At 68.6% G+C, this 23,627-nt stretch carries 20 protein-coding genes; 11 read left to right on the top strand and 9 right to left on the bottom strand.

Features of this window, described 5'->3' with window-relative positions:
• Positions 1-878 precede the first annotated feature (878 nt).
• From cyoA to LAJ50_RS13205, 5 genes are all read left to right on the top strand, one after another.
• On the top strand, positions 879-1,952 hold the full coding sequence (gene cyoA / locus LAJ50_RS13225) for a ubiquinol oxidase subunit II (RefSeq protein ID WP_130549649.1): 1,074 nt from the start codon (positions 879-881) through the stop codon (positions 1,950-1,952).
• 2 nt (positions 1,953-1,954) lie between these two features.
• Positions 1,955-3,952 carry a cytochrome o ubiquinol oxidase subunit I gene (gene cyoB, locus LAJ50_RS13220; RefSeq protein WP_130550318.1) on the top strand — a complete coding sequence of 666 codons (1,998 nt, stop codon included), beginning with the start codon at positions 1,955-1,957 and terminating at the stop codon, positions 3,950-3,952.
• A gap of 1 nt (position 3,953) precedes the next feature.
• On the top strand, positions 3,954-4,577 hold the full coding sequence (gene cyoC, locus LAJ50_RS13215) for a cytochrome o ubiquinol oxidase subunit III (protein WP_130519064.1): 624 nt from the start codon (positions 3,954-3,956) through the stop codon (positions 4,575-4,577).
• The gene (gene cyoD / locus LAJ50_RS13210; RefSeq protein ID WP_130549648.1) at positions 4,577-4,921 is read left to right on the top strand and encodes a cytochrome o ubiquinol oxidase subunit IV; all 345 of its coding nucleotides are present in this window, start codon (positions 4,577-4,579) and stop codon (positions 4,919-4,921) included. The genes cyoC and cyoD overlap by 1 nt, the downstream gene beginning before the upstream one ends.
• Before the next feature lie 159 nt (positions 4,922-5,080).
• Entirely contained in the window at positions 5,081-6,973 is a 1,893-nt protein-coding gene (locus LAJ50_RS13205) for a M61 family metallopeptidase (RefSeq protein ID WP_130549647.1), read from the top strand.
• Positions 6,974-7,207: 234 nt separating this feature from the next.
• On the opposite strand, the gene LAJ50_RS13200 is transcribed toward LAJ50_RS13205, so the two are convergent.
• Complete coding sequence (locus LAJ50_RS13200) at positions 7,208-8,908, bottom strand: alkaline phosphatase (protein WP_130549646.1); 1,701 nt, start codon at positions 8,906-8,908, stop codon at positions 7,208-7,210.
• A 198-nt stretch (positions 8,909-9,106) separates the two neighbouring features.
• Between LAJ50_RS13200 and LAJ50_RS13195 the strand changes: the two genes are divergently transcribed.
• Positions 9,107-10,429 carry a dicarboxylate/amino acid:cation symporter gene (locus LAJ50_RS13195; protein ID WP_130549645.1) on the top strand — a complete coding sequence of 441 codons (1,323 nt, stop codon included), beginning with the start codon at positions 9,107-9,109 and terminating at the stop codon, positions 10,427-10,429.
• Between the two features lie 143 nt (positions 10,430-10,572).
• On the opposite strand, the gene LAJ50_RS13190 is transcribed toward LAJ50_RS13195, so the two are convergent.
• On the bottom strand, positions 10,573-10,977 hold the full coding sequence (locus LAJ50_RS13190) for a hypothetical protein (RefSeq protein WP_130549644.1): 405 nt from the start codon (positions 10,975-10,977) through the stop codon (positions 10,573-10,575).
• Between the two features lie 150 nt (positions 10,978-11,127).
• Between LAJ50_RS13190 and LAJ50_RS13185 the strand changes: the two genes are divergently transcribed.
• On the top strand, positions 11,128-11,619 hold the full coding sequence (locus LAJ50_RS13185) for a hotdog domain-containing protein (protein ID WP_130549643.1): 492 nt from the start codon (positions 11,128-11,130) through the stop codon (positions 11,617-11,619).
• 142 nt (positions 11,620-11,761) lie between these two features.
• Here LAJ50_RS13185 and LAJ50_RS13180 read toward each other — a convergent pair whose 3' ends face one another.
• Positions 11,762-12,373, bottom strand: coding sequence for a C40 family peptidase (locus LAJ50_RS13180; protein ID WP_224096584.1), 612 nt, complete (start codon positions 12,371-12,373; stop codon positions 11,762-11,764).
• Positions 12,374-12,797: 424 nt separating this feature from the next.
• Positions 12,798-13,328 carry a C40 family peptidase gene (locus tag LAJ50_RS13175; RefSeq protein WP_224096582.1) on the bottom strand — a complete coding sequence of 177 codons (531 nt, stop codon included), beginning with the start codon at positions 13,326-13,328 and terminating at the stop codon, positions 12,798-12,800.
• Positions 13,329-13,446: 118 nt separating this feature from the next.
• Here LAJ50_RS13175 and LAJ50_RS13170 point away from each other — a divergent pair, with 118 nt between their 5' ends.
• The 3 genes from LAJ50_RS13170 to gorA all read left to right on the top strand — a co-directional run bounded on the left by LAJ50_RS13170 (position 13,447) and on the right by gorA (position 16,689).
• Entirely contained in the window at positions 13,447-13,926 is a 480-nt protein-coding gene (locus LAJ50_RS13170) for a peptidylprolyl isomerase (RefSeq protein ID WP_138651899.1), read from the top strand.
• Positions 13,927-13,998: 72 nt separating this feature from the next.
• Positions 13,999-15,240: a DUF418 domain-containing protein gene (locus LAJ50_RS13165; RefSeq protein WP_138651901.1), complete on the top strand. Its 1,242-nt coding sequence runs from the start codon at positions 13,999-14,001 to the stop codon at positions 15,238-15,240.
• Between the two features lie 84 nt (positions 15,241-15,324).
• Entirely contained in the window at positions 15,325-16,689 is a 1,365-nt protein-coding gene (gorA, locus tag LAJ50_RS13160) for a glutathione-disulfide reductase (protein ID WP_138651903.1), read from the top strand.
• A gap of 13 nt (positions 16,690-16,702) precedes the next feature.
• On the opposite strand, the gene gcvA is transcribed toward gorA, so the two are convergent.
• Positions 16,703-17,578 (bottom strand): transcriptional regulator GcvA, encoded by an 876-nt coding sequence (gcvA, locus tag LAJ50_RS13155; protein ID WP_205961509.1) that lies wholly within the window; start codon positions 17,576-17,578, stop codon positions 16,703-16,705.
• A gap of 103 nt (positions 17,579-17,681) precedes the next feature.
• Between gcvA and LAJ50_RS13150 the strand changes: the two genes are divergently transcribed.
• Positions 17,682-18,668, top strand: a complete 987-nt coding sequence (locus LAJ50_RS13150; protein WP_138651905.1) for an alpha/beta hydrolase — start codon at positions 17,682-17,684, stop codon at positions 18,666-18,668.
• Positions 18,669-18,859: 191 nt separating this feature from the next.
• Here the strand turns inward: LAJ50_RS13150 and LAJ50_RS13145 are convergent, their stop codons facing one another.
• Genes LAJ50_RS13145 through LAJ50_RS13130 form a run of 4 tightly spaced genes read right to left on the bottom strand, consistent with a single transcriptional unit; the run spans position 18,860 to position 23,598 of the window.
• Positions 18,860-20,446 (bottom strand): DHA2 family efflux MFS transporter permease subunit, encoded by a 1,587-nt coding sequence (locus LAJ50_RS13145; RefSeq protein WP_130549637.1) that lies wholly within the window; start codon positions 20,444-20,446, stop codon positions 18,860-18,862.
• A 10-nt stretch (positions 20,447-20,456) separates the two neighbouring features.
• On the bottom strand, positions 20,457-21,653 hold the full coding sequence (locus LAJ50_RS13140; protein WP_130549636.1) for an efflux RND transporter periplasmic adaptor subunit: 1,197 nt from the start codon (positions 21,651-21,653) through the stop codon (positions 20,457-20,459).
• The gene (locus LAJ50_RS13135; protein ID WP_138651907.1) at positions 21,650-23,134 is read right to left on the bottom strand and encodes an efflux transporter outer membrane subunit; all 1,485 of its coding nucleotides are present in this window, start codon (positions 23,132-23,134) and stop codon (positions 21,650-21,652) included. Before LAJ50_RS13135 ends, LAJ50_RS13140 begins: the two co-directional genes overlap by 4 nt.
• A 2-nt stretch (positions 23,135-23,136) precedes the next feature.
• A complete protein-coding gene (locus tag LAJ50_RS13130; protein ID WP_130549634.1) occupies positions 23,137-23,598 on the bottom strand; it encodes a MarR family transcriptional regulator in 462 nt (153 codons plus the stop codon).
• Between the last annotated feature and the right edge of the window lie 29 nt (positions 23,599-23,627).

Raw genomic sequence — 23,627 nt, 5'->3', positions numbered from 1 at the left:
GCGCCTGCCGTCAGTGCTCCGGGCTCGAGCAGTACGGGTTCTTACACCGTTTCGTGGAGCGCTGTCGGCAACGCTTCTTCCTATTAGCTACAGGAAAACGGCAACACCGTCTATAACGGTGGCAATCTCTCTTAAGCCAACAATGACCCATATCGGTTTACTGATCTGGATGGGCGGTATATCTGCCTAGGTAGCAAAACTGATGGTGGAAACTTTGAGCAGGCTCGCGATCGCGTGGAGCTACTAAAAAGCCATCCCAAGGCGTGGGTAAGGAAAGAGGCCAAAAAAACGCTTTCGAAAATGGCTCTGTAAACTTGGGCCTTGCCCCTTCTACAGAGCCGCAGATCGGGAGCTTGCGACGAGTTCGGTAGCGAGGCGATGAGTAGTTGCGTCGGCGCTCCCTCAGACATCGATCGGCTGAACAGGCTATGAGTGGCAGGATGAGGTGATCCGGAGGAACATCCCCGCGCGATAGGTCGCAGGTTCGACTCCTGTTTCCGGCACCAAGGTCATTCTCAAGGCCCCGCCGCAGCGTTGGCGGGGCCTTTCTTTTTTGGCGTTCTTGTGCGCTGTGTCGACAGCGCGACACGCCAACGGGCGTGGCATCGCTCCTGTCGCGAAAGCCAGCGCCGAGCCCGCATTCGCCTTGGGACATGGATCACACGAGGTGGGTCGGCGAGATCGCGGCTCACTGACGCGATCGCGTCGGCCAAGGGATTCCTTGATGTTGCTTGGCAGCATAAGATAGTGCGGTTCTAGCGCAGGCTCTGCCCGCGTCCGGGCGCCTGTGCGGCAGCCCACGCGCGGCCTGCGCTGCGGACGGCCGGCCTCCGGCCGTCCGTCTAGGTAGCCGATTTCTTCTCGCAACTGGATAGATCATGTCCCTGCTGAAGCTTCCTGGACGGCTGCGTCCATGGGTCTTGCTGGCAAGTGTGCTGTTTCTCGGCGGGTGCCAGTCCGCCATCCTGAACCCGAAGGGGCAGATCGGCATCGATGAGCGCAACCTGCTCGTCACCTGCACGGTGCTGATGCTGCTGGTGGTGGTGCCGGTCATCGTGATGGCGCTGGTGTTCGCCTACCGCTACCGGGCCTCCAAGCAGAACCGCTACGAGCCCGAGTGGCACCACTCCACGCCGATCGAGATCGTGGTGTGGGCCATCCCTTGCGTGATCATCACGGTGCTGGGCGTGCTGGTGTGGCGCTCCTCGCATGCGCTGGATCCGTACCGCCCGCTGGATTCGGACGTGACGCCGGTGACGATCCAGGCGGTGTCGCTGGACTGGAAGTGGCTGTTCATCTATCCGGAGCAGAACGTGGCGGCCGTCAACGAGATGGCCTTCCCGGAGAAGACCCCGCTCAACTTCCGCATCACCTCCGATTCGGTGATGAACGCGTTCTTCATCCCCCAGCTGGGGACGATGATCTACTCGATGGCGGGCATGGAGACCAAGCTGCACCTGATCGCCAACGAGCAGGGCGATCTGCGCGGCCTGTCCTCGCACTACAGCGGCCAGGGCTTCTCGGGCATGCACTTCAAGGCCATCTCCACCGATCAGGCCGGCTTCGAGGCCTGGATCGCCAAGGCCAGGGCCTCGGGCAAGGCCCTGGACGATGCCAGCTACGCCGAGCTGGCCAAGCCCAGCGAGAACGTGGCGCCGATCTACTACGCGTCGGTCAAGCCGGAGCTGTTCAACGGCATCATCGCCAAGTACATGATGGGCTCGCACGGCAAGGGCGGGCACAAGATGCTCGGCATGGACAACCCGGCCGAGCCGGGCACCGAGGCCGCGCAGCAGGCCGAAGCCCACGCGGGCGACCAGGCGCCGCCGGGCAACGCGCACGACGGCCACGACATGCAGTCCATGGACGCCATGCCCGGCATGGAGCACATGCACCACGACGACGCCAAGGCGCCGGCGGGTGAGACGCAGAATCCGCAGGAGACGCACTAATGTTGTTCGGCAAACTGACGCTCGAGGCGATCCCGTACCACGAGCCGATCCTGATCGCGACCTTCGCCGGTGTCGCGCTGGGCGGGCTGGTCGTGCTGGCGCTGATGACCTACTACAAGAAGTGGGGCTGGTTGTGGCGCGAGTGGCTGACCTCGGTCGACCACAAGAAGATCGGTGTGATGTACATCTTCGTGGCGCTGGTCATGCTGCTGCGCGGCTTCTCCGACGCGATCATGATGCGTGCCCAGCAGGCGCTCGCCCATGACGGTGCCGCCGGCGTCCTGCCCCCGCACCACTACGATCAGATCTTCACCGCGCACGGCGTGATCATGATCTTCTTCATGGCCATGCCGTTCATCACCGGTCTGATGAACCTGGTGGTGCCGCTGCAGATCGGCGCGCGCGACGTGGCATTCCCGTTCCTGAACTCGCTGAGCTTCTGGCTGTTCGTGGCCGGCGTGGTGCTGATCATGCTGTCGCTGTTCGTGGGCGAGTTCGCCCAGACCGGCTGGCTGGCGTTCCCGCCGCTGTCGGGGCTGCAATACAGTCCCGGGGTCGGGGTCGACTACTACATCTGGGCGCTGCAGATCTCGGGCCTGGGCACGACGCTGACCGGCATCAACTTCCTGGTGACCATCCTCAAGATGCGCGCGCCGGGCATGAAGATGATGCACATGCCGATCTTCACCTGGACCGCGCTGATCACCAACATCCTGATGATCGCCGCGTTCCCGTTCCTCACCGTCTCCCTGGCGCTGCTCACCGCCGACCGCTACCTGGGCACGCACTTCTTCACCAACGACGGTGGCGGCAACGCCATGATGTACATCAACCTGATCTGGATCTGGGGCCACCCGGAGGTCTACATCCTGATCCTGCCGTGCTTCGGCGTGTTCTCCGAGGTGGTGTCCACGTTCTCGCGCAAGCCGCTGTTCGGCTACACCTCGATGGTGTGGGCCACCAGCTGCATCGGCCTGCTGTCCTTCATCGTGTGGCTGCACCACTTCTTCACGATGGGTTCGGGCGCCAACGTCAACGCCTTCTTCGGCATCACCACGATGATCATCGCGGTGCCCACGGGCGTGAAGATCTTCAACTGGCTGTTCACCATGTTCCGCGGTCGTCTGCAGATGACCTCGATGATGTACTGGACGGTGGGCTTCATGGTCACCTTCACCATCGGCGGCATGACCGGCGTGATGATGGCGATCCCGGCGGTGTCCTTCGTGCTGCACAACTCGCTGTTCCTGATCGCGCACTTCCACAATGTGATCATCGGTGGCGTGGTGTTCGGCTGCCTGTGCGGCCTGACCTACTGGTTCCCCAAGGCGTTCGGCTTCAAGCTCATCGACAAGCTGGGCAAGGCCTCGTTCTGGTGCTGGATCGTGGGCTTCTTCGTGGCGTTCATGCCGCTGTACGTGCTGGGCTTCCTGGGCATGACCCGTCGCCTCAACAGCTACAACAACCCGGAATGGACCCCGTGGCTGATGGTGGCCGCCTGCGGTGCGCTGATCATCGCCTGCGGCATCTTCCTGAACATCGTCCAGATCGTCTGGAGCATCATCAAGCGCAAGGAAAATCCGGACCTGACCGGCGATCCGTGGGATGGCCGCACGCTGGAATGGGCCACCTCCTCGCCGGCGCCGTTCTACAACTTCGCCCACCTGCCCAAGGTCAACGGCCTGGACCAGCACTGGCGCGACAAGGAGGCCGGCACCGCCTACCAGCGTCCGACCCACTTCGAGGACATCCACATGCCGCGCAACACCGCCATCGGCGTGTGGATGGGTGCCTTCAGCGTGCTGCTGGGCTTCGGCATGATCTGGCATATCTGGTGGATGGCCATCATCGGCCTGGTCGGCATGATCGGCAGCTTCCTGGTGCGTGCCTTCGACGACGACATCGACTACTACGTGCCGGCCGCCGAGGTGGCGCGCATCGAGAACGCGCGCTATGACCGGCTCGACCGCCTGCGTGCCGCCAAGACGGGGGCCCTCTGACATGTCCGCGAGCAACACCATGAGCCACGCGCACCACGACGCGCACGCCCACGACCACGGGCACCACGATGCCGGCGCCAATTCGGTGTTCGGCTTCTGGATCTACCTGATGAGCGACTGCCTGATCTTCGCAGGCCTGTTCGCCACCTATGCGGTCCTGTCCGGCGCCACGGTCGATGGCCCCACGGCCAAGGAGCTGTTCGACCTGAAGTTCGTCCTTGTCGAGACCTTCCTGCTGCTGTTCTCCAGCCTGACCTTCGGCCTGGCGATGATCGGCGCGCACAAGGGCAGCAAGGGCCAGCTGCTGGGCTGGCTGTTCATCACCTTCCTGTTCGGCGCCGGCTTCCTGGGGATGGAACTCTATGAGTTCCACCACCTGATCGAGGAGGGCGCGGGCCCGGGGCGCAGCGCGTTCCTGTCGGCGTTCTTCACCCTGGTGGCCACCCACGGTCTGCACGTGACCGCGGGCATCCTGTGGATGGCGGTGCTGGTGATCCAGGTCCTGACCAAGGGCCTGACGCCGCGGGTCATGACCCGCCTGTCCTGCCTGAGCCTGTTCTGGCACTTCCTGGACATCATCTGGATCGGTGTGTTCACCGTCGTCTATCTGCTGGGAGCCCTGTGATGAGCGGTCCTGTCCATTCTTCCCACGACCACGCCCACGAGGCGGCCGGCCACGGCAGCGTGAAGTCCTACCTGATCGGCTTCGTCTGGGCGGTGATCCTGACGGTCATTCCGTTCGGCCTGGCGATGAGCGGGTTCTTCCCCGCCGGCGTCACCGCCGCCATCGCCGCGCTGTGCGCGGCGGCGCAGATCGTCGTGCACCTGGTGTACTTCCTGCACATGGACCTGACCCCGGCCCAGCGCAGCAACACCATGGTGTTCATCTCCACGGTGGTGGTGATCGGCATCGTGATCGTCGGTTCGCTGTGGGTGCTGCACAACATGAACGCGAACATGATGCACTGAAGGCCTTCGGGTCGCGCCGCGTCACGAACAGGCCGCCTCCGGGCGGCCTTTTTCGTGGGCCCCGACGCGGCGACCGTGACCAATGGCAGGAACGTCAGGCGGGCGACAGGGGATAGCATCGAGGGTTGCCGCGTTGGCCTTCCCCGTCCCGGAGACTCCATGAAGATCGCTTTCTCGCCTGTCGCCCTGGCCGTCCTGTGCGCGCTCGCCGGCGCCGCGCAGGCCCAGCAGTCCAGCACGCCTGCGCCGCAGGACATCCCGTATCCCGGCACCCTGCGGGTGGACGTGGATGCCACCGATCTGGGCCGGCGCATCTTCAAGGTGCGCGAGACCCTGCCGGTGAAGGCGGGCGAGCTGACCCTGCTGTATCCGGAATGGATCCCCGGCAACCACAGCCCGACCGGGCAGGTGGCCAAGGTCGCCGGGCTGAAGTTCACCGCCAACGGCCAGAAGCTGGCCTGGACGCGCGACCAGTACGACGTGTTCGCCTACAAGGTGAACATTCCCGAGGGCGTGAGCGAGCTGCAGGTGGAGTTCGACTACCTCTCGCCGCTGAGCCGCGACCAGGGCCGCGTGGTGATGACCCCGGCCATGCTCAACCTGCAGTGGAACCTCACCGTGCTGTATCCGGCCGGCTACTACAGCCGCCAGATCCCGGTGCAGGCCAGCGTCAAGCTGCCGGCCGGCTGGTCCTACGCCACCGCCGCTGAGACCGCCAGCAAGGCCGGCGACACGGTGCAGTTCAAGACCCTGCCGTGGAACGTGCTGCAGGATTCGCCGCTGTTCGCCGGCAAGTACTACAAGCAGTTCGACCTGAGCCAGGGCGAGACGCCGGTCAAGCTCAACGTGTTCGCCGATGCGCCCAAGTCGCTTGAGGCCAAGCCCGAGCAGATCGCCAAGCACAAGGCGCTGGTCGAGCAGGCCTACAAGCTCTACGGCGCGCACCATTACGACCACTACGACTTCCTGCTGGCGCTGACCAACCAGATGGGCGGCATCGGCCTGGAGCACCATCGCTCCAGCGAGAACAGCGGCAGCCCGGACTACTTCACCAAGTGGGACGAGACCTGGGGCGGCCGCGATCTGCTGCCGCACGAGTTCAACCACTCCTGGAACGGCAAGTTCCGCCGCGGCGCGGACCTGGCCACGCCCAACTTCAACGTGCCCATGGGCGACAGCCTGCTGTGGGTCTACGAGGGGCAGACCCAGTTTTACGGCTATGTGCTGGCCGCGCGCTCGGGCCTGTGGTCCAAGGAGCAGACGATGGACGCTCTGGCCAGCGTCGCGGCGACCTACGCCCGCGGCCGGCCGGGCCTGGACTGGCGTCCGCTGCAGGACACCACCAACGATCCAACCATCAACATGCGCCGCCCGCAGGCCTATCGCAGCTACCAGCTGAGCGAGGACTACTACTCCGGTGGCCAGATGGTGTGGCTGGAGGCCGACGCCAAGCTGCGCGAGCTGAGCCGGGGCAAGAAGTCGATCGACGATTTCGCCAAGGCCTTCTTCGGCATGGACAACGGCAGCTACCAGGTCAAGCCGTACGACTTCGACGAGGTCGTGGCCACGCTCAACGGCGTGGCGGCCTACGACTGGGCCACGTTCCTGCGCGACCGCCTGGATGGCCGCAAGCCGCTGACCGGCGGCATCGAGGCCAGCGGCTGGAAGCTGGTGTTCAGCGACAAGCCCAGCGCCGCGATCAAGGCCGCCGAGGGCCGCAGCAAGTCGACCAACCTGACCTATTCGCTGGGCCTGTCGGTGGGCAGCGACGGCGGCGTGGGCGATGTGCTGTGGGACAGCCCGGCGTTCCAGGCCGGCATCGCCCCGGGCATGACGATCGTGGCGGTCAACGGCCAGGCCTATTCCGGCGACGCGATCAAGGATGCGGTGACCGCGGCCAAGACGGGCAAGGCGCCGATCGAGCTGCTGGTGAAGAACTTCGACCGTTACGACACCTACAAGCTCGATTACCACGGGGGGCTGCAGTACCCGTCGCTGGAACGCGTGGCCGGCACCACCGACACCTTGAGCAAGCTGCTCGAGGCGCGTTGAGTCCGGGGTTGGCGTCCGCCCGGGGTGGTGCGGGCGCCAAGCCGGAGGAGAGGCCGCGAAAGCGGCCTTTTCCTTTTTGGCGCCTGGTAAAAGCAACCGCGATCGCAGCAGGAGCAGCGAGCAGAGCATCACTCCCCGGTCGTCATTCCCGCGAAAGCGGGAATCCAGGGACTTTGCTCCTTCCGCTCTTGCTCTGCTCTTGCTTCATGACGCCACGAAACAAGAAACGCCGCCTCACTTCACCTCGAACGCCCCCACCACCGGCAGTTCCACCGGCACGCCATCGGCATTGCACGTCCCCGCCTTGCACAGGCGCGCACGCAGCGCGGGCGTGGCCTGCACGATCAGGTGGTAGAGCGTGTTCTGTTCGATCGTGCCGTGCACCGCCTCGCTGCCCGGTCCGATGGCCCAGACGCCGACATCGTCGCCGCCGTGGCTCTCGGACTTCATCGGGATCATGCCTTCCTGCAGGTAGTCCGGATCCTCGGTGTTGACCTCGTCGAGCACCGGGCGGCCCTGCGCGGCCTTGAACTCCGAGGGCTCGTGCGGGAAGCGCTTGGGGCCGGCCGGCTGGGCGTTGCTCGCGCCGGGATAGCCCGGACCGTTGGCGTAGTTGAGCGTGGTGTAGGTCTGGCCGTTGGCGTCGCGCGCGTACTGCGAACGGTCGCCATCCTCGCCGGAGACGCCGCGCACCTTGCCCAGGATCGGGTTGCCGCGCACCGGATAGCCGACGAAGTTCAGCGCATGCGAATGGTCGGCGGTGACGATGATCAGCGTGTCCGGCGGCGCGGTCCTGACCGCGGCGCGCACCGCGTCGGACAGGGCGATGGTCTCGTCCAGCGCGCGGAAGGCGTTGCCGTAATGGTTGGCGTGATCGATGCGGCCGCCTTCGACCATCAGCGCGAAGCCCTGCGGCTGGCGCGCCAGGGACTGGATGGCCGCAGTGGTCATCTGCGCCAGGCTGGGCTCGCCTTGGGCGCCGCGGTTGCGGTCGTGGTCGAACTGCATGTGGTCCGGCTCGAACAGGCCAAGCAGGGCCGGCGCGTCCTTGGCCGCCTCGAACTGGCCCGCGTTCCACATGTAGGCGCCGCCCGGATGGGCCTGTTTCCACTCATCGACCAGATCGCGCCCGTCCAGGCGCAGGCCAACCTTGTCGTCGTACTCCGGGTCGCGCTCGGTGGCGCTCTGGAACTGGCTGCGTCCGCCGCCCAGCACCACCTGCGGACCGCGGCCGAAGCGCGCGTCGGTCAGCAGCTGCTGGGCGATGTCGGTGCAGCCGGCCTGGCGCGCGGCCTCGGGCAGGTCGGCGTCGTTCTCCCAGTTGCGCTCGGGGCTGTGCGCGTAGGTCGCCGCCGGGGTCGCGTGGGTGAGGCGCGTGGTGGTGACGATGCCGGTGGCCAGCCCGGCGCTGTCGGCCAGCTGCAGCCAGGTCAGCAGGCCCTTGTTCAAGCTGTCGGCGCAGTCGCCGCGGGTGCCGGCGCTGACGCCGATGGCGCCCATGTGCGACTTCACGCCGGTCATGATCGCGGTCATGGTGCCGGCCGAATCGGGCGTCTGCGAATCGGTGTTGTAGGTCTTGCTCAGGGCGGTGGCGGGGAAGGTCTCCCAGCTCAGGGCGTTCTCCTCGCCGGAAGCGCCGCGGCGCTGGCCTTCCAGGATGCGCGCGGCCGCCACGGTGGTCAGGCTCATGCCGTCGCCCAGGAACAGGATCACGTTGCGCGCCTTGCCGGCCATCGCGCCGTTGCCCGCCGCGCGCGCGGCGCCGCTGCGATACCACCACTGCGGCGTCTCGCCCTGCGGGTGGGCGACCTGCGGCACGTCCGGGGCCGCGACGGCGGTCGCGGGCCTGGCGCCGCCGCTGCTGGCGCAGCCGGTGAGCAGGGTGAGGCCCAGGGAGGCGGTCAGGGCGAGGGCGGGGCGGGGAGACAGGCGCATGCGGGGACGTTGGAATGGACCGACCGCCAAGTCTGCCTCGCCCAGACAACAGCCAGATGACGATCCGGACCGGCGTCCCAGCGCGGCGCAGGCCCGACCTGTCCCGCTGCTGGCCCGCCGGGTTCCACGCCGGGCATCGCCATGCGCGGGCGGCGCGCGGTAAGGTGCGTGCTTGCATCGACGGCGGGGCGCCCTTTCGTGAAACTCGTGCAGGCATGGCTGAAGATCCCGTTCTGGCAGCGGGTGGTGGCCGGTTTCGTGCTCGGCGCGCTGGCCGGCTGGGCGCTCGGGCCGCGCGCGGAGACCTGGTTCGGCCCGCTGGGCGATCTCTACGTCACCCTGATCAAGATGATCGCCATCCCGCTGGTGTTCTTCGCGGTGATCAACGCGATCTCGGCGCTGAGCGGGCAGAAGTCCATCGCCGCGCTCGGCGCGCGCACCTTCGGCTGGTTCGTCGTCACCGCCTGCCTGGCGGTGGGCGTGGGCCTGCTGGTCGGCACGGTCATGCAGCCGGGCAGCGGCGCGCTGAGCATCGCCATCGATTCGGCGTGGAAGCCGCGCGACGTGCCCAGCCCGATCAAGGTGCTGCTGGACGTGGTCCCGTCCAACCCGTTCTTCGCCCTGACCGGCATCGGCACGCGGACCAACGCGGCCGGTGAGACGGTGCTGGCGGCGGGCCGCGGTTCCATCCTGCCCGTGATCTTCTTCGCCGCGCTGCTCGGCTTCGCCATGGTCAAGCTGGGCGATCGCGTGGCCGAGGCGCGCAAGGTCACCGCGCAGATGAGCGAGATCATGATCCAGGTGACGCGCTTCGTGCTGGAGGTCACCCCGATCGGCACCTTCGGCCTGATCGCCGCGCTGGTGGGCGCCTACGGCTTCGAGAAACTGCTGCCGCTGGGCAACTTCGTGCTGGCCCTGTACATCGCCTGCATCCTGCACATCGTGGTGGTCTACGGCGGCCTGCTGCTGATCCACGGGCTCAACCCGCTGAAATTCTTCCGTGGCGCCGCGCCGGGCATGCAGGTGGCCTTCGTCAGTTCGTCCAGTTTCGCCGCCATGCCGGTGTCGATGCGCTCGATCACCCACAACCTGGGCGTGAACAAGGATTACGCGGCCTTCGCCGTGCCGCTGGGCGCGAGCATCAAGATGGACGGCTGCGGGGCGATCTACCCGGCGCTGTGCGCGCTCTTCATCTCGCAGTACACCGGCGTGCCGCTGTCCGCCAACCAGTACTTCATCGTGCTGATCGCCTCGGTGCTCGGAAGCTTCGGCACCGCCGGCGTGCCGGGCACGGCGGTGGTGATGGCCACGGTGGTGCTGACCGCCGCGGGCCTGCCGCTGGAGACCATCGGCTATCTGTACGCCATCGACCGCATCCTGGACATGATGCGCACCCTGACCAACGTCACCGGGCAGATGCTGGTGCCGACCCTGGTGGCGCGCGAGACCGGCCTGCTCGACAAGCAGGTCTACGATGCGGCGCCGACCAACGTCGGCGTGGAGTCGGCTCCGCAGCGCTGACCGTCCAACGCCTCGTCAAAGCAAAGGGCGCGCTGCCTGGCAGCGCGCCCTTTGCGTTTTCGCCACGTGCGCCGCTTCGGCATTCGCGGCGTCGCGTCGCTGGTCGTCCGCATCGAGGCGATCAGGCGCCCCGCGTGCTGCGCTCAGACTTCGTGGCGCGGCGTGGCCAGGCGCGTGGCGAACAGGGCCATCGGGATCGGCAGCAGCAGCGCGACCACCGTGACCCAGGCCGGGAAGGGCACGAACACCGCCAGCGCGATCACGCCCACCATCACCAGCGCACCCACCGTGATCGCCGGGGCGCTGCGGTTGGCGCTGGAGATCTTGGCCGCGACGGCGCCGCCGAACAGCCCGGCCAGCGCGAAGCCGCCGATCAGGCAGGCCAGCGCCTCGCGCGGCGCCGCCATGGCGTATTCGGCCAGGTTGGAGACCGTATAGAAGTCCGGGCCGGAGGGCAGGCGGTACAGGTGCTGGTAGCCATAGCCGCCGCCGGCCACGACGGCGGCGGCGACGACGATGCCCAACAGCAGGCCGAGGGAGGTGCGCATGCGGTGTTCATTCCATTGAGCGGGAAGCCAACAGGATGGCGCGAAAGTCGCCCGACCCGCAACCGACTATCCTCGCCCGACCGGCGTCGGCGCCGGCCCCTCGACCAGCCCGGCGCGGCGCGCGCCCCAGCCCGATCTTCAGGAGACCCCATGCGTGGCGAGCAACGCGAACTGACTTTCCGCTTCCTGGCCGAACCCAAGGACGTCAACTACGGCGGCAAGGTCCACGGCGGGGTGGTCATGCGCTGGATCGACCAGGTCGGCTATGCCGCGGCCGTCGGCTGGAGCGGACATTACAGCGTCACCGTCGCGGTGGGCGGCATCCGCTTCGTCGCCCCGATCCGCATCGGCGACCTGGTCACGGTCACCGCCAAGCTGGTCCACACCGGCACCAGCAGCATGCACTTCGCCGTGGACGTGCGCGCGCGCGACCTGGAGCCGGGCGAAGGCGAGGCGGTCAGCCGCCTGTGCACGCACTGCGTGATCGTGTTCGTGGCCATGGATCAGGCCGAGGGCAAGCCGACCCCCGTGCCGCCATGGACGCCGACCAGCGAGGCGGACCAGCGCCTGGCCGACTACGCCATCAAGGTGATGGAGCTGAGCAAGGACATCGAGCAGACCGTGGCCGCGTTCCACGCCTAGACCCTCAGGGATAGGCGGCCACCGCCCGCCGGACCGTTGCCCGTCCGAAGCAGCACTGGCACGCGCCAAGTCCCTCGATCAGAGCGAACAACAAAAAAGCCGGCGCATGCGCCGGCTTTCGGTTGCAGCCCTGAGTCCGCGCTTACAGCGAGACGCGGCGCGCCTGCATGAAGCGACCGCCCCAGTAGCCGGAGGTCAGCGTATCCACGCGCACGTCCTTGCCGGTGCTGGGCGAATGCAGGAAGCGGCCCTCGCCGACATAGATGCCGACGTGGTTGACGCGGCCACGGGCACCGAAGAACACCAGGTCGCCCTGGCGCAGCTGCTCGCGGTTCCTGATCAGTTCGCCCTCGCCATCGGCGGCCATGTCGCGCGAGACGCGCGGCAGGTCCACGCCCAGGGCGGTGCGGAACACGTAGCTCACCAGGCCGCTGCAATCCAGACCGCTGTCCGGGTCGGTGCCGCCCCAGCGGTAGGGCGTGCCGAGCAGGGCCAGGGCGCTCTGCAGGACGCTCTGCACCTTGCCGACATCGGCCTGGCCGCCGGCCGCAGCCGCGGCACCGGCCAGGTTGTAGTGGCTCAGCAGGCGGCTCAGGTCACCGGCCAGCGTGGTGGAACGGTCCATGACCGGCACCGTGTCGCTGGCGGCCAGGCGCGGCAGCAGCGCGGTGAGGGTGGCGGCGGCGGCCTCGGTGGCCTTGTCGCGCAGCGAACCGCTGGCGGCCACGGCCGGCACGGCGGCCGCCGGGGCCAGCGCCGCGACCGGGACGGTCACGGCCGGCGCCGCAGGAGCGGCGATCGGCTGCCCGGCCGGAACGGCGGCGGTGGCGTTGGTATTGATCGGAGTCGGTACGCCGGTGGCGACCGTGGTGGCCACCGGGCTGGTGACCGTGGCCACGTCCGGGGACGGCGCGGCGGGAGGAGAGGTGGCTTCCTGGGCCATCGCCAGCGGCGCGGCACCGGTGCCAAGCAGAGCCAGGATCAGCAGGGGAAGCGGGCCACGACGCAGTTTGCGGGTGGTGAGCGGCTGGCCCAACTTCAGGTCGTCGTTCGTCACGGGCTGGTGAAGGTTCGCGGCGGAGACTGGAGTTTGCCGTTAGATGCCGGTGAAATTGTTCAAAGTTCGTTACAGGAGCGTGGAGGTGGTTGCGACACCCATCACATTTTAAGAATCACGCTTAATTAACAACCCGGCGCGCGCCACTGTAATGATCCCGCCAGTAGACCCCGTCCAGCGAGTCCAGGCGGACCGTTCCGCCGCTGCTGGGGGCGTGCACGAAGCGGCCCTCGCCGACATAGATGCCGACGTGGCTGACGCTGCCGGGCGTGCCGAAGAACACCAGGTCGGCCGGCGCCAGACGGGTCTCCTCGATCCGAGGACCCTGGATCTGGGCCAGCTCCCGGGACGTGCGCGGCAGGCGCAGGTCGAGCATGTCGCGGTAGACGTAGTTGACCAATCCGCTGCAGTCGAAGCCCGAGTCGGGCGTGTTGCCGCCGTAGCGGTAGGGCGTGCCGACCAGGCCCAGCGCCCGCATGACCACCGAATTGACCGCCATCGGGTCGGCCACCGGCTGCACCGACCAGACCCGGGGCGGTGGCGGCGCCTTGGCCCGGACCACCGGGCGCTCGCTGCCGCAGCCGGCCAGCAGGGCCAGGACCAGTGCGAGTCCGGCAACGGCCAGGCCGCGTCCGGGCAGGGCGGCTGGCATGCGCCGGGGCGAGCCCGGATAATGGACGGTCTTCATCGCGGCCATTGTGGTCCGCACGCCCTGCGGCGGACAAGCCGCGCCCCCAGCCGCGCCACCGCGGCCTTCACCAGAGTTTGCAATGAAAATCGCCAAAGACAGCGTCGTGCGTTTCCACTACACCGTGTCCGAAGTCGGCGCCGAGCCGCTGGAGTCCTCCAGGGACCGCGAGCCGCTGGCCATCCTGGTCGGCCACGGCAACATCATCCCCGGCCTGGAGGCCGCGATGATGGACAAGGAAGCCGGCGAAAGCTTCGGCGTGGACGTGGCCGCGGCCGATGCCTACGGCGAGCGCCGCGATGGCCTGAGCCAGCGCGTGCCCAAGAAGCACTTCGGCGGCCAGAAGCTCGCCGCCGGCCAGCAGGTCGTGCTGCAGACCAACTTCGGTCCGCGCGCGGTGACCATCCAGAAGGTCGGCATGAGCGTGGTCGACGTCGACCTCAACCACCCGATGGCCGGCAAGGACCTGCACTTCGACGTGGAGATCGTCGAGGTGCGCGAGGCCTCGCCGGAGGAGATCGAGCACGGCCACGTGCACGGCGATGGCGGTCACCAGCACTGATGCATGCGCTTGCCTCGGCGAGCCTGGCGGCGGCCCGCGTGATGCGGGCCGTCGTCGTTTTGGATCGACGCGATGCGCGTTGAGCCGACCGCGCTGACGCGGCCCGCGCCGCTGGGCGAGGACGCGCGCCTGCCGGCGATGGACGTGCTGCGCGGGATCGCGCTGCTGGGCATCCTGCTGATGAACCTGGAGGGCTTCGCCGGCCCGCCGGCGATGATGGGCACCGGCGTGGACCCCGCGCTGTCCGGTGCGGACCGCTGGGTGGATGCGGCGATCTACGTGCTGGTGCAGGGCAAGTTCATCGCGCTGTTCTCGCTGCTGTTCGGCGCCGGCTTCGCCGGCCTGGCCGCGCGCGCCGAGCGCGAGGGCTGGGCGCTGGCGCCGGTCTGGCTGCGGCGCTGCGCGGGCCTGCTGCTGATCGGACTTGCCCACGCGCTGCTGGTCTGGTCCGGCGACGTCCTGGTGACCTACGCGCTGTGCGGGCTGGTGCTGCTGGGGTTTCGCGAGACCCTCGGTGGCCTGCTGGCGTGGATCGGCGTGGTGCTGTTCCTGGCACCGGCGGGAGCACTGCTGGGCGTCGCGGCGATGGGCGCGTCGCTGGCGCAGGATCCTGCCTGGCAGCAGACCCTGCACGACCAGACGGTGAACGTTCAGACCCATGTGCAGGCGCAGGTCAACGCCTACGCCCATGGCGACTTCCTCGCCGCCACGCGCCAACGGCTGCACGACTTCGTCAGCACCCTGTTGGCGCTGCCGATCAACGCGACGCAGGTCTTCGGCCTGTTTCTGGTGGGCGGCTGGCTGGGCGGGGTCATCGCCGCGCCGTCGCGGCATGCACGTGCCCTGTGGGCGATGCGCTGGGTCGCATTGCCGCTGGGCCTTGGGGCGATGGCGCTGGCGGTGTGGCTGGCACCACGGATCGAGCCGGGCCACGCTGACCTGCGCACCTGCCTCGGCAGCGCGCTGGCTTCGGCGGCGAGCCTGCCGATCTGCCTGGGGTATGTGGCCTGGACGCTGCGCTGGCTGCAGGCGCGGCCCGTGGCCGGCGGCCTGCGCGCGGCGCTGGCCGCGACCGGCCGCCTGGCGCTGAGCAACTATCTGCTGCAGTCGCTGGTGTGCACCGCGCTCTTCTACGGCTATGGCCTGGGCGCCTTCGGGTTGGCGCGGCGCTGGCAGTTGCCGCTGGCGCTGGTGATTTTCGCGCTGCAGCTGGCGCTGAGCCGATGGTGGATCGCGCGTGGCCGCGCCGGGCCTGCCGAATGGGTGCTGCGCACGTTGACCTATGCGCGCCCGCCGCGCCGGACAAGGCATTGATCCCTCGCGCGGTCCTCACCCCTCGTGGGCCGGGACGCGGGCATGCTGCGAGGACACATTGAGAAGCGAGCGGAGTGAACATCCATGCAGGCAGCGGCTGACAGCGCCTTCGATCTGATCGTCATCGGCGGCGGCTCCGGGGGGCTGGCCGGCGCCTTCCGCGCGGCCGAGTACGGCGCCAGCGTGGCGTTGCTGGAACCGGGCGAACTGGGCGGCACCTGCGTCAACGTCGGCTGCGTGCCGAAGAAGGCGATGTGGCTGGCGGCCGAGATCGCCCGGCATCTGGACATGGCCAGCGATCTGGGCTTCCAGGTGGAGCACGGGCCGCTGGACTGGCAGGAGTTCGTGGTCCATCGCCAGCGCTATATCGCCGGCATCCACGACAGCTACCGTCGCCGGCTGCACAAGGCCGGCATCAGCCGCATTCCCTCGCGCGGCCGGCTGGTGCCGGGCGGGGTGCGCTGCGAGGACGGGCTGGAGTTCAAGGCGCGGCATGTGCTGATCGCTACCGGCGGCCATCCGAAGCGGCCGGACATCCCAGGCGCGGAACTGGCGATCGATTCGGACGGCTTCTTCAACCTGTGCTCGGCGCCGCCGCGGGTGGCGATCATCGGCGGCGGTTACATCGCCGTCGAACTGGCCGGGGTGCTGCAGGCGCTGGGCAGCCAGGTCGAACTGTTCGTGCGCGGCCCGTGCCTGCTGCAAACCTTCGACCGCGGCCTGACCCACCAGTTGGCCGAGAACCTGCGCCAGGGTGGCATCCGCCTGTTCTTCGACATGCAGGTGACCGCGCTGGAACGCCACGGCCAGGCCACGCGCGTGCTCACCGACACCGGCCCGATGCCGGGCGAGTACGACTGCGTGATCTTCGCCACCGGCCGGACGCCCAATACCCATGACCTGGGCCTGGAGGCGGTCGGCGTGCGCACCGATGACGAGGGCTACGTGCAGGTCGATGCGTGGCAGGACACCAACGTGGCGGGCCTCCATGCGATCGGCGATGTCACCGATGTCGGCGTCGAACTGACCCCGGTGGCGATCGCCGCCGCGCGGCGGCTGATGGACCGGCTGTTCGGTGGCAAGCCCAAGGCGAAGCTGGATTACGACAACATTCCCAGCGTGGTGTTCTCGCACCCGCCGATGGGCAGCGTGGGCCTGAGCGAGAAGGAAGCGCAGGCCAGGTTCGGCGAGGAGGCGGTCAAGGTCTACTCGACCACCTTCCGGCCGATGCTCTATGCGTTGGCCGACGCGCCGCAGCACAGCCTGTTCCGGCTGGTGTGCGCGGGCCCGGAACGGCGCGTGGTCGGCGTGCACCTGATGGGCGAGAACGCCGACGAGATCCTGCAGGGCTTCGCGGTCGCGGTGAAGCTGGGCGCCACCCTGGACGATCTGCACGACACCGTCGCCATCCATCCCACCAGCGCCGAGGAAGTGGTCCTGCTGCGCTAGCGCGCCCGGCGCGCTATGCCCCTGGTCCTTCCGCCAGCAGCCATCGCCTGAAGGCCGACATCGCCGGTGCGATGGGACGGCTCTTCAACATCGTCAGCCAGTACGCGCCGGTGCTGACGGCGATGGGAAACGGCTGGACCAGGCGCCCGCTTTCGATCTCACGCGCGAACATGCGAGGCGGCACCAGGGCGACGCCGTGGCCGTCGATCGCCGCCTGCGCCATCAGTGTCGACGCGTCGAAGACCGGGCCGCGCAGCGGCACGGTCGCGCAACCGGCGGCCTCGAACCAGGCCGGCCAGTCCTGCGGCCGATACGAGCGCAGCAGCGGCAGGTCCTTCAGGTCGGCGGGCGTGCGCAGCGGCGCGGCCATCGCCGGTGAGCACAGCGGTGAAAGCGGTGCGTCCAGCAGGCGCTCGGCCTGCAGCCCGTGCCAGGCGCCGTCGCCGAAGCGGATCGCGAAATCCAGGCTTTCGCCCGCGACGTCCACGCGGTTGTTGTTGGTGAGCAGACGCAGGTCGATCATCGGGTGCCGCGCCTCGAACGCCTGCAGGCGCGGCAGCAACCAGCCCATGGCGAAGGTGCCCACGACGCTGACCGTCAGCACCTCGCGTCGGTGGCCGTGCTCGAACTGCTCCAGCAGCCGGCCCAGGCGCGCGAACGTCTCGCTCAGGGTCGGCACCAGGGCCAGCCCTTCGTCGGTGATGACCAGGCCCCTGGACGTGCGCCGGAACAGGCGCACGCCCAGCCGGTCCTCGAGCGACTTGACCTGATGGCTGATCGCCGCGGGCGTGACCGAGAGTTCGTCGGCGGCCACGGTGAACGACAGGTGCCTGGCCGCGCTTTCGAAGGCCTTGAGCGCGTTCAACGACACCGATGGGCCCACGGGCACATGAGATCTTCTTGAAGCTGCCAAGAGACAACATCCTTTGCGCGCGTACAGGGCGGATCAGACTATAGCGCCGACCTTTTTCTCAGTCGGAAGGCGTCGGAACATGCATCGAATCCTGTATGGCGTGGTGTGTGCGGCGGTTGTCTTTGGCCTGTCCGGTCGTGCGGCGTTGGCGGCGCCGGCCAATCCGCTCCCGGCGGACGTCGAGCGTGTCGGGGTGTGGCAGGCACCCGATGGCAAGACGCAGCTGCCGATCTGGCCACACGCCGCGCCGGATCCGGAAGAGACCACGCGCAAGCCGGAGCGGGTGCGGACCAGCGTCACGCCGGATGCGCTCGGCGGCGACGTGTCGCAGGGCGTGTTCGACGTCAGCGTTCCCACCATGACGGTCTACCCGCCGAAGGGGCATAACACCGGCGCGGCCGTGGTCGTCTTTCCCGGCGGCGGGTTCGTGATGCTGGCCATCACCCTGGAAGGCACCGAGATCTGCGACTGGATCACCTCCCGCGGCATGACCTGCATCCTGTCCAAGTACCGGGTGCCGGGCGGCAACCACCACTACGACAAGGACTGCAACTGCGCGGTCACGCCCAGGACGCCGTTCGCGCTGCAGGACGCGCAGCGCACCATCCGGCTGGTGCGCGCGCATGCGGCGCAGTGGCGGATCGACCCGGCCAAGGTCGGCGTGATCGGCTTCTCCGCCGGCGGCTATCTGGTGGCGCAGGCCAGCAACATCTTCACCTCCAGCTATGCGCCGGTGGACGCGGCCGACAGGCTCAGCAGCCGTCCGGATTTCGCGATCGCGGCCTACCCCGGGCACCTGTGCCGCGACGGCAAGTTCGCCCCGGGCTTCAAGGTGACCGCGCGCACCACGCCGACCTTCCTGCTGCAGGACTGGGACGATCCGGTCGACGACATCTGCAACAGCACGCTGTATGCGCGCGCGCTGGAGCAGGCCGGCGTGCCGGCCGAGGTCCACCTGTTCGCCAAGGGCGGGCACGCCTTCGGGCTGCGCCCGTCCCAACATCCGGTAGTGAAGATGTGGCCGGTGCTGCTGGAGCAGTGGCTGAAGGAGATCGGGATCCTGTGAGCCCGGGGCGGGGCGGCTGAGAACAGCCTGTCATTCCCGCGCACGCGGGGATCGAGTGCCTTGGCTGCTTGCGTGCGAAAGTCGCTGGGTTCCCGCGTTCGCGGGAACGACGGCGGAGGGCCTGCTCGTACTGTCAAAAGCAAAGGGCCGCATCGCTGCGGCCCTTTGTTGTGGCGCGGAAGGTGGGTGCCTCAGTGGCCGCCGGCCGCGGCGGCGCCACCGGCCTTGGCCGTGAACGGCGGCCTGGCGAACCACACCACCACGATGATCGACAGGAAGATGATGCCGAGCAGGTGGAAGATCTCGTTGAAGCCGATCTGCGCGGCCTGCTGGCCGATCATCTGGTTCAGCGCCACCGCGCCGGTCTGCAGGTCGCCGCGGCCGAGCTGGTTCACGGTCTGCTGCATGGCCGGATCGTAGGCGTTGATGTGCTCGGTCAGCTGCGCATGGTGCACCGTGGTGCGCTGGTTCCAGGCCCAGGTGGTCAGCGAGGCGGCGAAGCTGCCGCCCAGCGTGCGCACGAAGGTGGCCAGGCCCGATCCCGCGGCGATCTCATGCGGCTCCAGGTCCGAGAGCAGAATGGTCAACACCGGCATGAAGAACAGCGCCACGCCCAGGCCCTGGATCAGCTGGACCTCGGCCACGCGGCCGAAGTTGACGTCCAGGTTGAAGCCCGAGCGCAGGAAGCTGGTGGAGGCCATGACGAAGAACGCGAAGCTGGCCAGCAGCCGCAGGTCGAAGCGCGAGGCGTACTTGCCCACGAACGGCGTCAGCAGCACGGGCAGGATGCCCAGTGGTGCGGACGCCAGGCCCGCCCACAGCGCGGTGTAGCCCAGGTTGCGCTGCAGCCACAGCGGCACCAACAGGCCGATGGCGAAGAAGGCCGCGTAGCCCAGCACCATCGCCAGCGTGCCGGCGGTGAAGTTGCGATGGCGGAACAGGCGCAGGTTGACGATCGGATCCTTCTCGGTCAGCTCCCAGATGATGAAGACCGCCAGGGCGATCACCGCCACGATGGTCAGCCACACGATCTTGGTGGAGTTGAACCAGTCCTCGTCGTTGCCCAGGTCCAGCATGATCTGCAGTGCGCCCACGCCCAGGATCAGCGTGGCCAGGCCGATGTAGTCCATCTTCGGCGACTGCAGCTGTTCGGGCCGCCCCTTCATCTGCCGCCCCACCACGAAGCTGGCGAAGACGCCGATGGGAATGTTGATGAAGAAGATCCATTCCCAGCTGTAGTTGTCGGTGATCCAGCCGCCCAGGATCGGTCCGGCGATCGGCGCGACCACCGTGACCATCGCCAGCAGGGCGATGGCCTGGCCGCGCTTGTGCGGTGGATAGATCGAGATCAGCAGCGCCTGGGTCACCGGGTACATCGGGCCGGCGACGAAGCCCTGCAGCGCGCGCGCCACCACCAGCAGGCCCATCGAGTTGGCGATGCCGCACAGGAACGACGCCACCACGAAGGCGAGCGTGGCCAGGGTGAACAGCCGCACCTCGCCGTACTTGCGGGTCAGGAAGCCGGTCAGCGGCAGCGCGATGGCGTTGCTCACCGCGAACGAGGTGATGACCCAGGTGGCCTGGTTGGCGCTGGCGCCCAGGTTGCCGGAGATGGTGGGCAGGGAGACGTTGGCGATGGTCGTGTCCAGCACCTGCATGAACGATGCAAGGGCCAGGCCGATCGTGGTCAGCGCCATGTTCGGCGGGCGGAACGGCTGCGCCGCCGGCTGGGGAGTAGCCGGCGCGCCGCCGCCCGCGTCTTCGGCGATGGTGGACATCAGGGCGTGCTCAGTTGGTCTTGGCCGACTCGGGCAGGTTCTGCTCGATGATCGAGGTGATCAGCTGGTTGGCGTCGGCCAACTGCTTCTCGTAGGCGGCCGTGCTCATCAGCGGCTTGGCGTCGGCCTGGCGGGCGGGCGCCAGCACCGGGCCGTTCTGGTCCTTCAGGCTCACGTTGACGTCCGTGCTCAGGCCGATGCGCAGCGGGTGGGACTGCAGCTGCTTGGGATCGAGCACGATCTTGACCGGCAGGCGCTGGACGATCTTGATCCAGTTGCCGCTGGCGTTCTGCGCCGGCAGCAGCGAGAACGCGCTGCCGGTGCCCAGGCCCAGGCTGTCGACCTTGCCCTGGTAGGTGACGTCGTCGCCGTACAGGTCGGCATGCACCTCGACCGGCTGGCCGATGCGCATCTTGCCCAGCTGGGTCTCCTTGAAGTTGGCTTCGATCCACACCTGGTCGATCGGCACGATCGTCATCAGCGTGGTGCCGGGCTGGACCTGCTGGCCCAGCTGCACGCGGCGCTGGGCCACGTAGCCCGAGACCGGCGCGAGGATCGCCGTGCGCTGCAGGTTGAGGTAGGCCTGGCGCAGCTGCGAGGACGCGGCCTGCACCTGCGGGGTCTTGGACACGGTGGTGGCATCGACCAGCGCACGGGTGCGCTGCAGGTTGCCACGCGCGCCGCCCAGGGCGGCCTCGGCCGAGGCCAGGATGTCGCGGGCGTGGGCCAGCTCCTCGCGCGAGACCGCGCCGGTGGCGACCAGGCCTTCGCGGCGCTTGACGTCGGCGCGCGCCTGATCGACGGCGACCTGGCGGGCGCGCAGGTCCGATTCGCTGGACTCCACGCTGCTGTACAGACCGCGCACCTGGCGCACCGTACCGGCGAGGTTGGCCACGGCCTGGTCGTAGCTGACCTGGGCGTCGTTGGGATCCAGGTGCACCAGCGGCTGGCCGGCCTGGACGCGCATGCCGTTGTCGGCGTCGATGCTGACCACCGTGCCCATGGTCTGCGGCACGATCGAGACGATGTTGCCGGCGACGTAGGCGTCGTCGGTGCTCTGGTGCCAGCGGCCGTACAGCAGCTCGTAGGCGATCCAGCCCGCGCCGGCCACGACGATCACCAGGAGCAGGATGAGCAGGGAGCGCTTGCGGTTGCTCTTCTTCGGCGGCTGCGCGTCCGCCTGGGCGGTGGGAGTCTGTGTGTTCATGGCGTGGAGGTATCGGCGGTATTGGTGGAAGAGGGAGTCGGCGCGGTCAGCGGCAGGCCGCCGCCCAGGGCCTGGTCGAGATCGACCACGGCGACGTAGCGGCGGGCGTGGAGGTCGGCCAGCTGCTGTTCCAGCTGCAGCAGCGGTCGCTGCGCGGCGAGCACGTCCAGCTGGCTGCCGAGGCCGGCGTCGTAGCGGCTGGAGGCCAGGTCGTAGGCCTTCTGCGCCGCATCGCGCGCCTCGGTCAGCGAGGCGACCTGCGCATCGAGCGAGCGCGCCGACTGGACCGCGTCGGCGACCTCGCGCATGGCCCCGACCAGGGCGTCGTTGTAGCCGGCCACGGCCAGGTCGTACTGGGCGTCGGCGTTGTCCAGGTTGGCGCGCAGGCGGCCGCCGTCGAAGATCGGCAGGCTGATCGCCGGGCCGCCCAGGCCCAGCACCGCGTCGCTGTCGAACAGGTCCGACAGGTTGCCCGAGGCCAGGCCGACGATCGCCGACAGGTTCACGCTGGGCTTGAAGGCGGCCTTGCGCGCGTCGATGCCGCGGTTGGCCGCTTCCACGCGCCAGCGCGCGGCGACCACGTCGGCGCGATGGCCGAGCAGTTCGCTGGGCAGCACGCCGGGCACCGACGGTGCGGGCGCGGCGAGCAGCTTGGGCTGGGCGATGGTCAGGCCCCGGTCCGGACCCTTGCCGAGCAGGGCGGCCAGCGCATTGCGCAGGGCGTCGATCTGCTGCTGGGCGGCCTGCTCCTGCTGGCGCGCGCCGGCGATGGTGCTCTCGGCCTGGCGCAGCTGCAGGTTGTTGTCCAGGCCGGCGTCCACGCGCTGCTGGCTCAGGTCGCGCAGGCGGCCCGAGCGCTGCTGCTCGCGGCGCGCCACGTCCAGCGCCTCATAGGCCTGCGACAGCGAGATGTAGGTGCGGGCGATGTTGGCCGACAGGGTCAGGCGCGCGGCCTGGGCGTCGACCTCGGCGGCGCGCGCCTGGCCGACGGCGGCCTCGTAGGCGGCGCGCTGGCCGCCCCACAGGTCCGGTGCCCACTTGAAGTCCAGCATCAGCACGTTGGCCCACATCACATCGCCGCCGATCTCCGGGCCGGCCAGGCCCTTGGGCAGCTGCACGCCGCTGTATTCGCCGGTGGCGTCGAGGGTGGGCTTGCGCTGCGCATCGGCCAACCCGGCCTGGGCCTTGGCCTGGCGCAGGCGCGCGTCGGCCGCGGCCAGCGACGGACTGCCCTGCAGGGCCTCGCGGATCAGGCCGTCCAGCTGCGGGTCGCCCAGCGCGTTCCACCAGTCCTGGCGCGGGAAGGCGGCGGCGCTGAAGGCATCGCTGCCCAGCACCTGGCGGGCGCCAAGGGTGTCTGCGTCGAGCGGCTGGCCGCTGGTGGTCAGGCCGTGGCTGCTGGCGCAGCCGGCCAGCACCAGCGCGCAGGTCAGCGCCACGGCGAGCCTGCCGTGCAGGCGTGGGGGAACGGACGTGGACATGGTCAATCGGTCTCGGAGGTGAGGTTGTCGCGGGCCTGCTCCAGCAGGCGCATCAGTTCGCTGGACTCGGCTTCGGTCATGCCGCGGGTCGCGATTTGCAGCACGCGCTGCCCGCACAGGTTGATGTCCTGCCAGATGGCGGTGCCGGCCTCGGTGAGGTGGATGTGCAGGGCACGGCGATCGCCCGGATCGGCCTTGCGCGTGACCAGGCCGCGCGCCTCGAGGCGATCGAGCAGGCGGGTCATCGCGCCGGGGTGGACCTCGGCCGCGCGCGCCAGGTCGGTCACGCTGGCGATGCCGTCGGCCAGCTTCTTGATGGTGACGAACTGGCTGAAGGTCAGGTCGTGGCCAACGGCGATCAGTTCGCGCTCCATCGCCTGCCAGATCGCATCACGCGTCTGGCGGATCAGCAGGCCGAGCGAGGACCCGCTCGCGGGCGGGCAGATGGACGCGGGGGAATTCATGGCGCGGCATGATCCGCACACTTGGAATA

The sequence above is a fragment of the Pseudoxanthomonas sp. X-1 genome, from assembly GCF_020042665.1.
Classification (GTDB): Bacteria; Pseudomonadota; Gammaproteobacteria; order Xanthomonadales; family Xanthomonadaceae; genus Pseudoxanthomonas_A; species Pseudoxanthomonas_A spadix_A.
The sequence above is the reverse complement of the archived record's forward strand: the minus strand, read 5'-3'. Positions and strand labels throughout refer to the sequence as shown.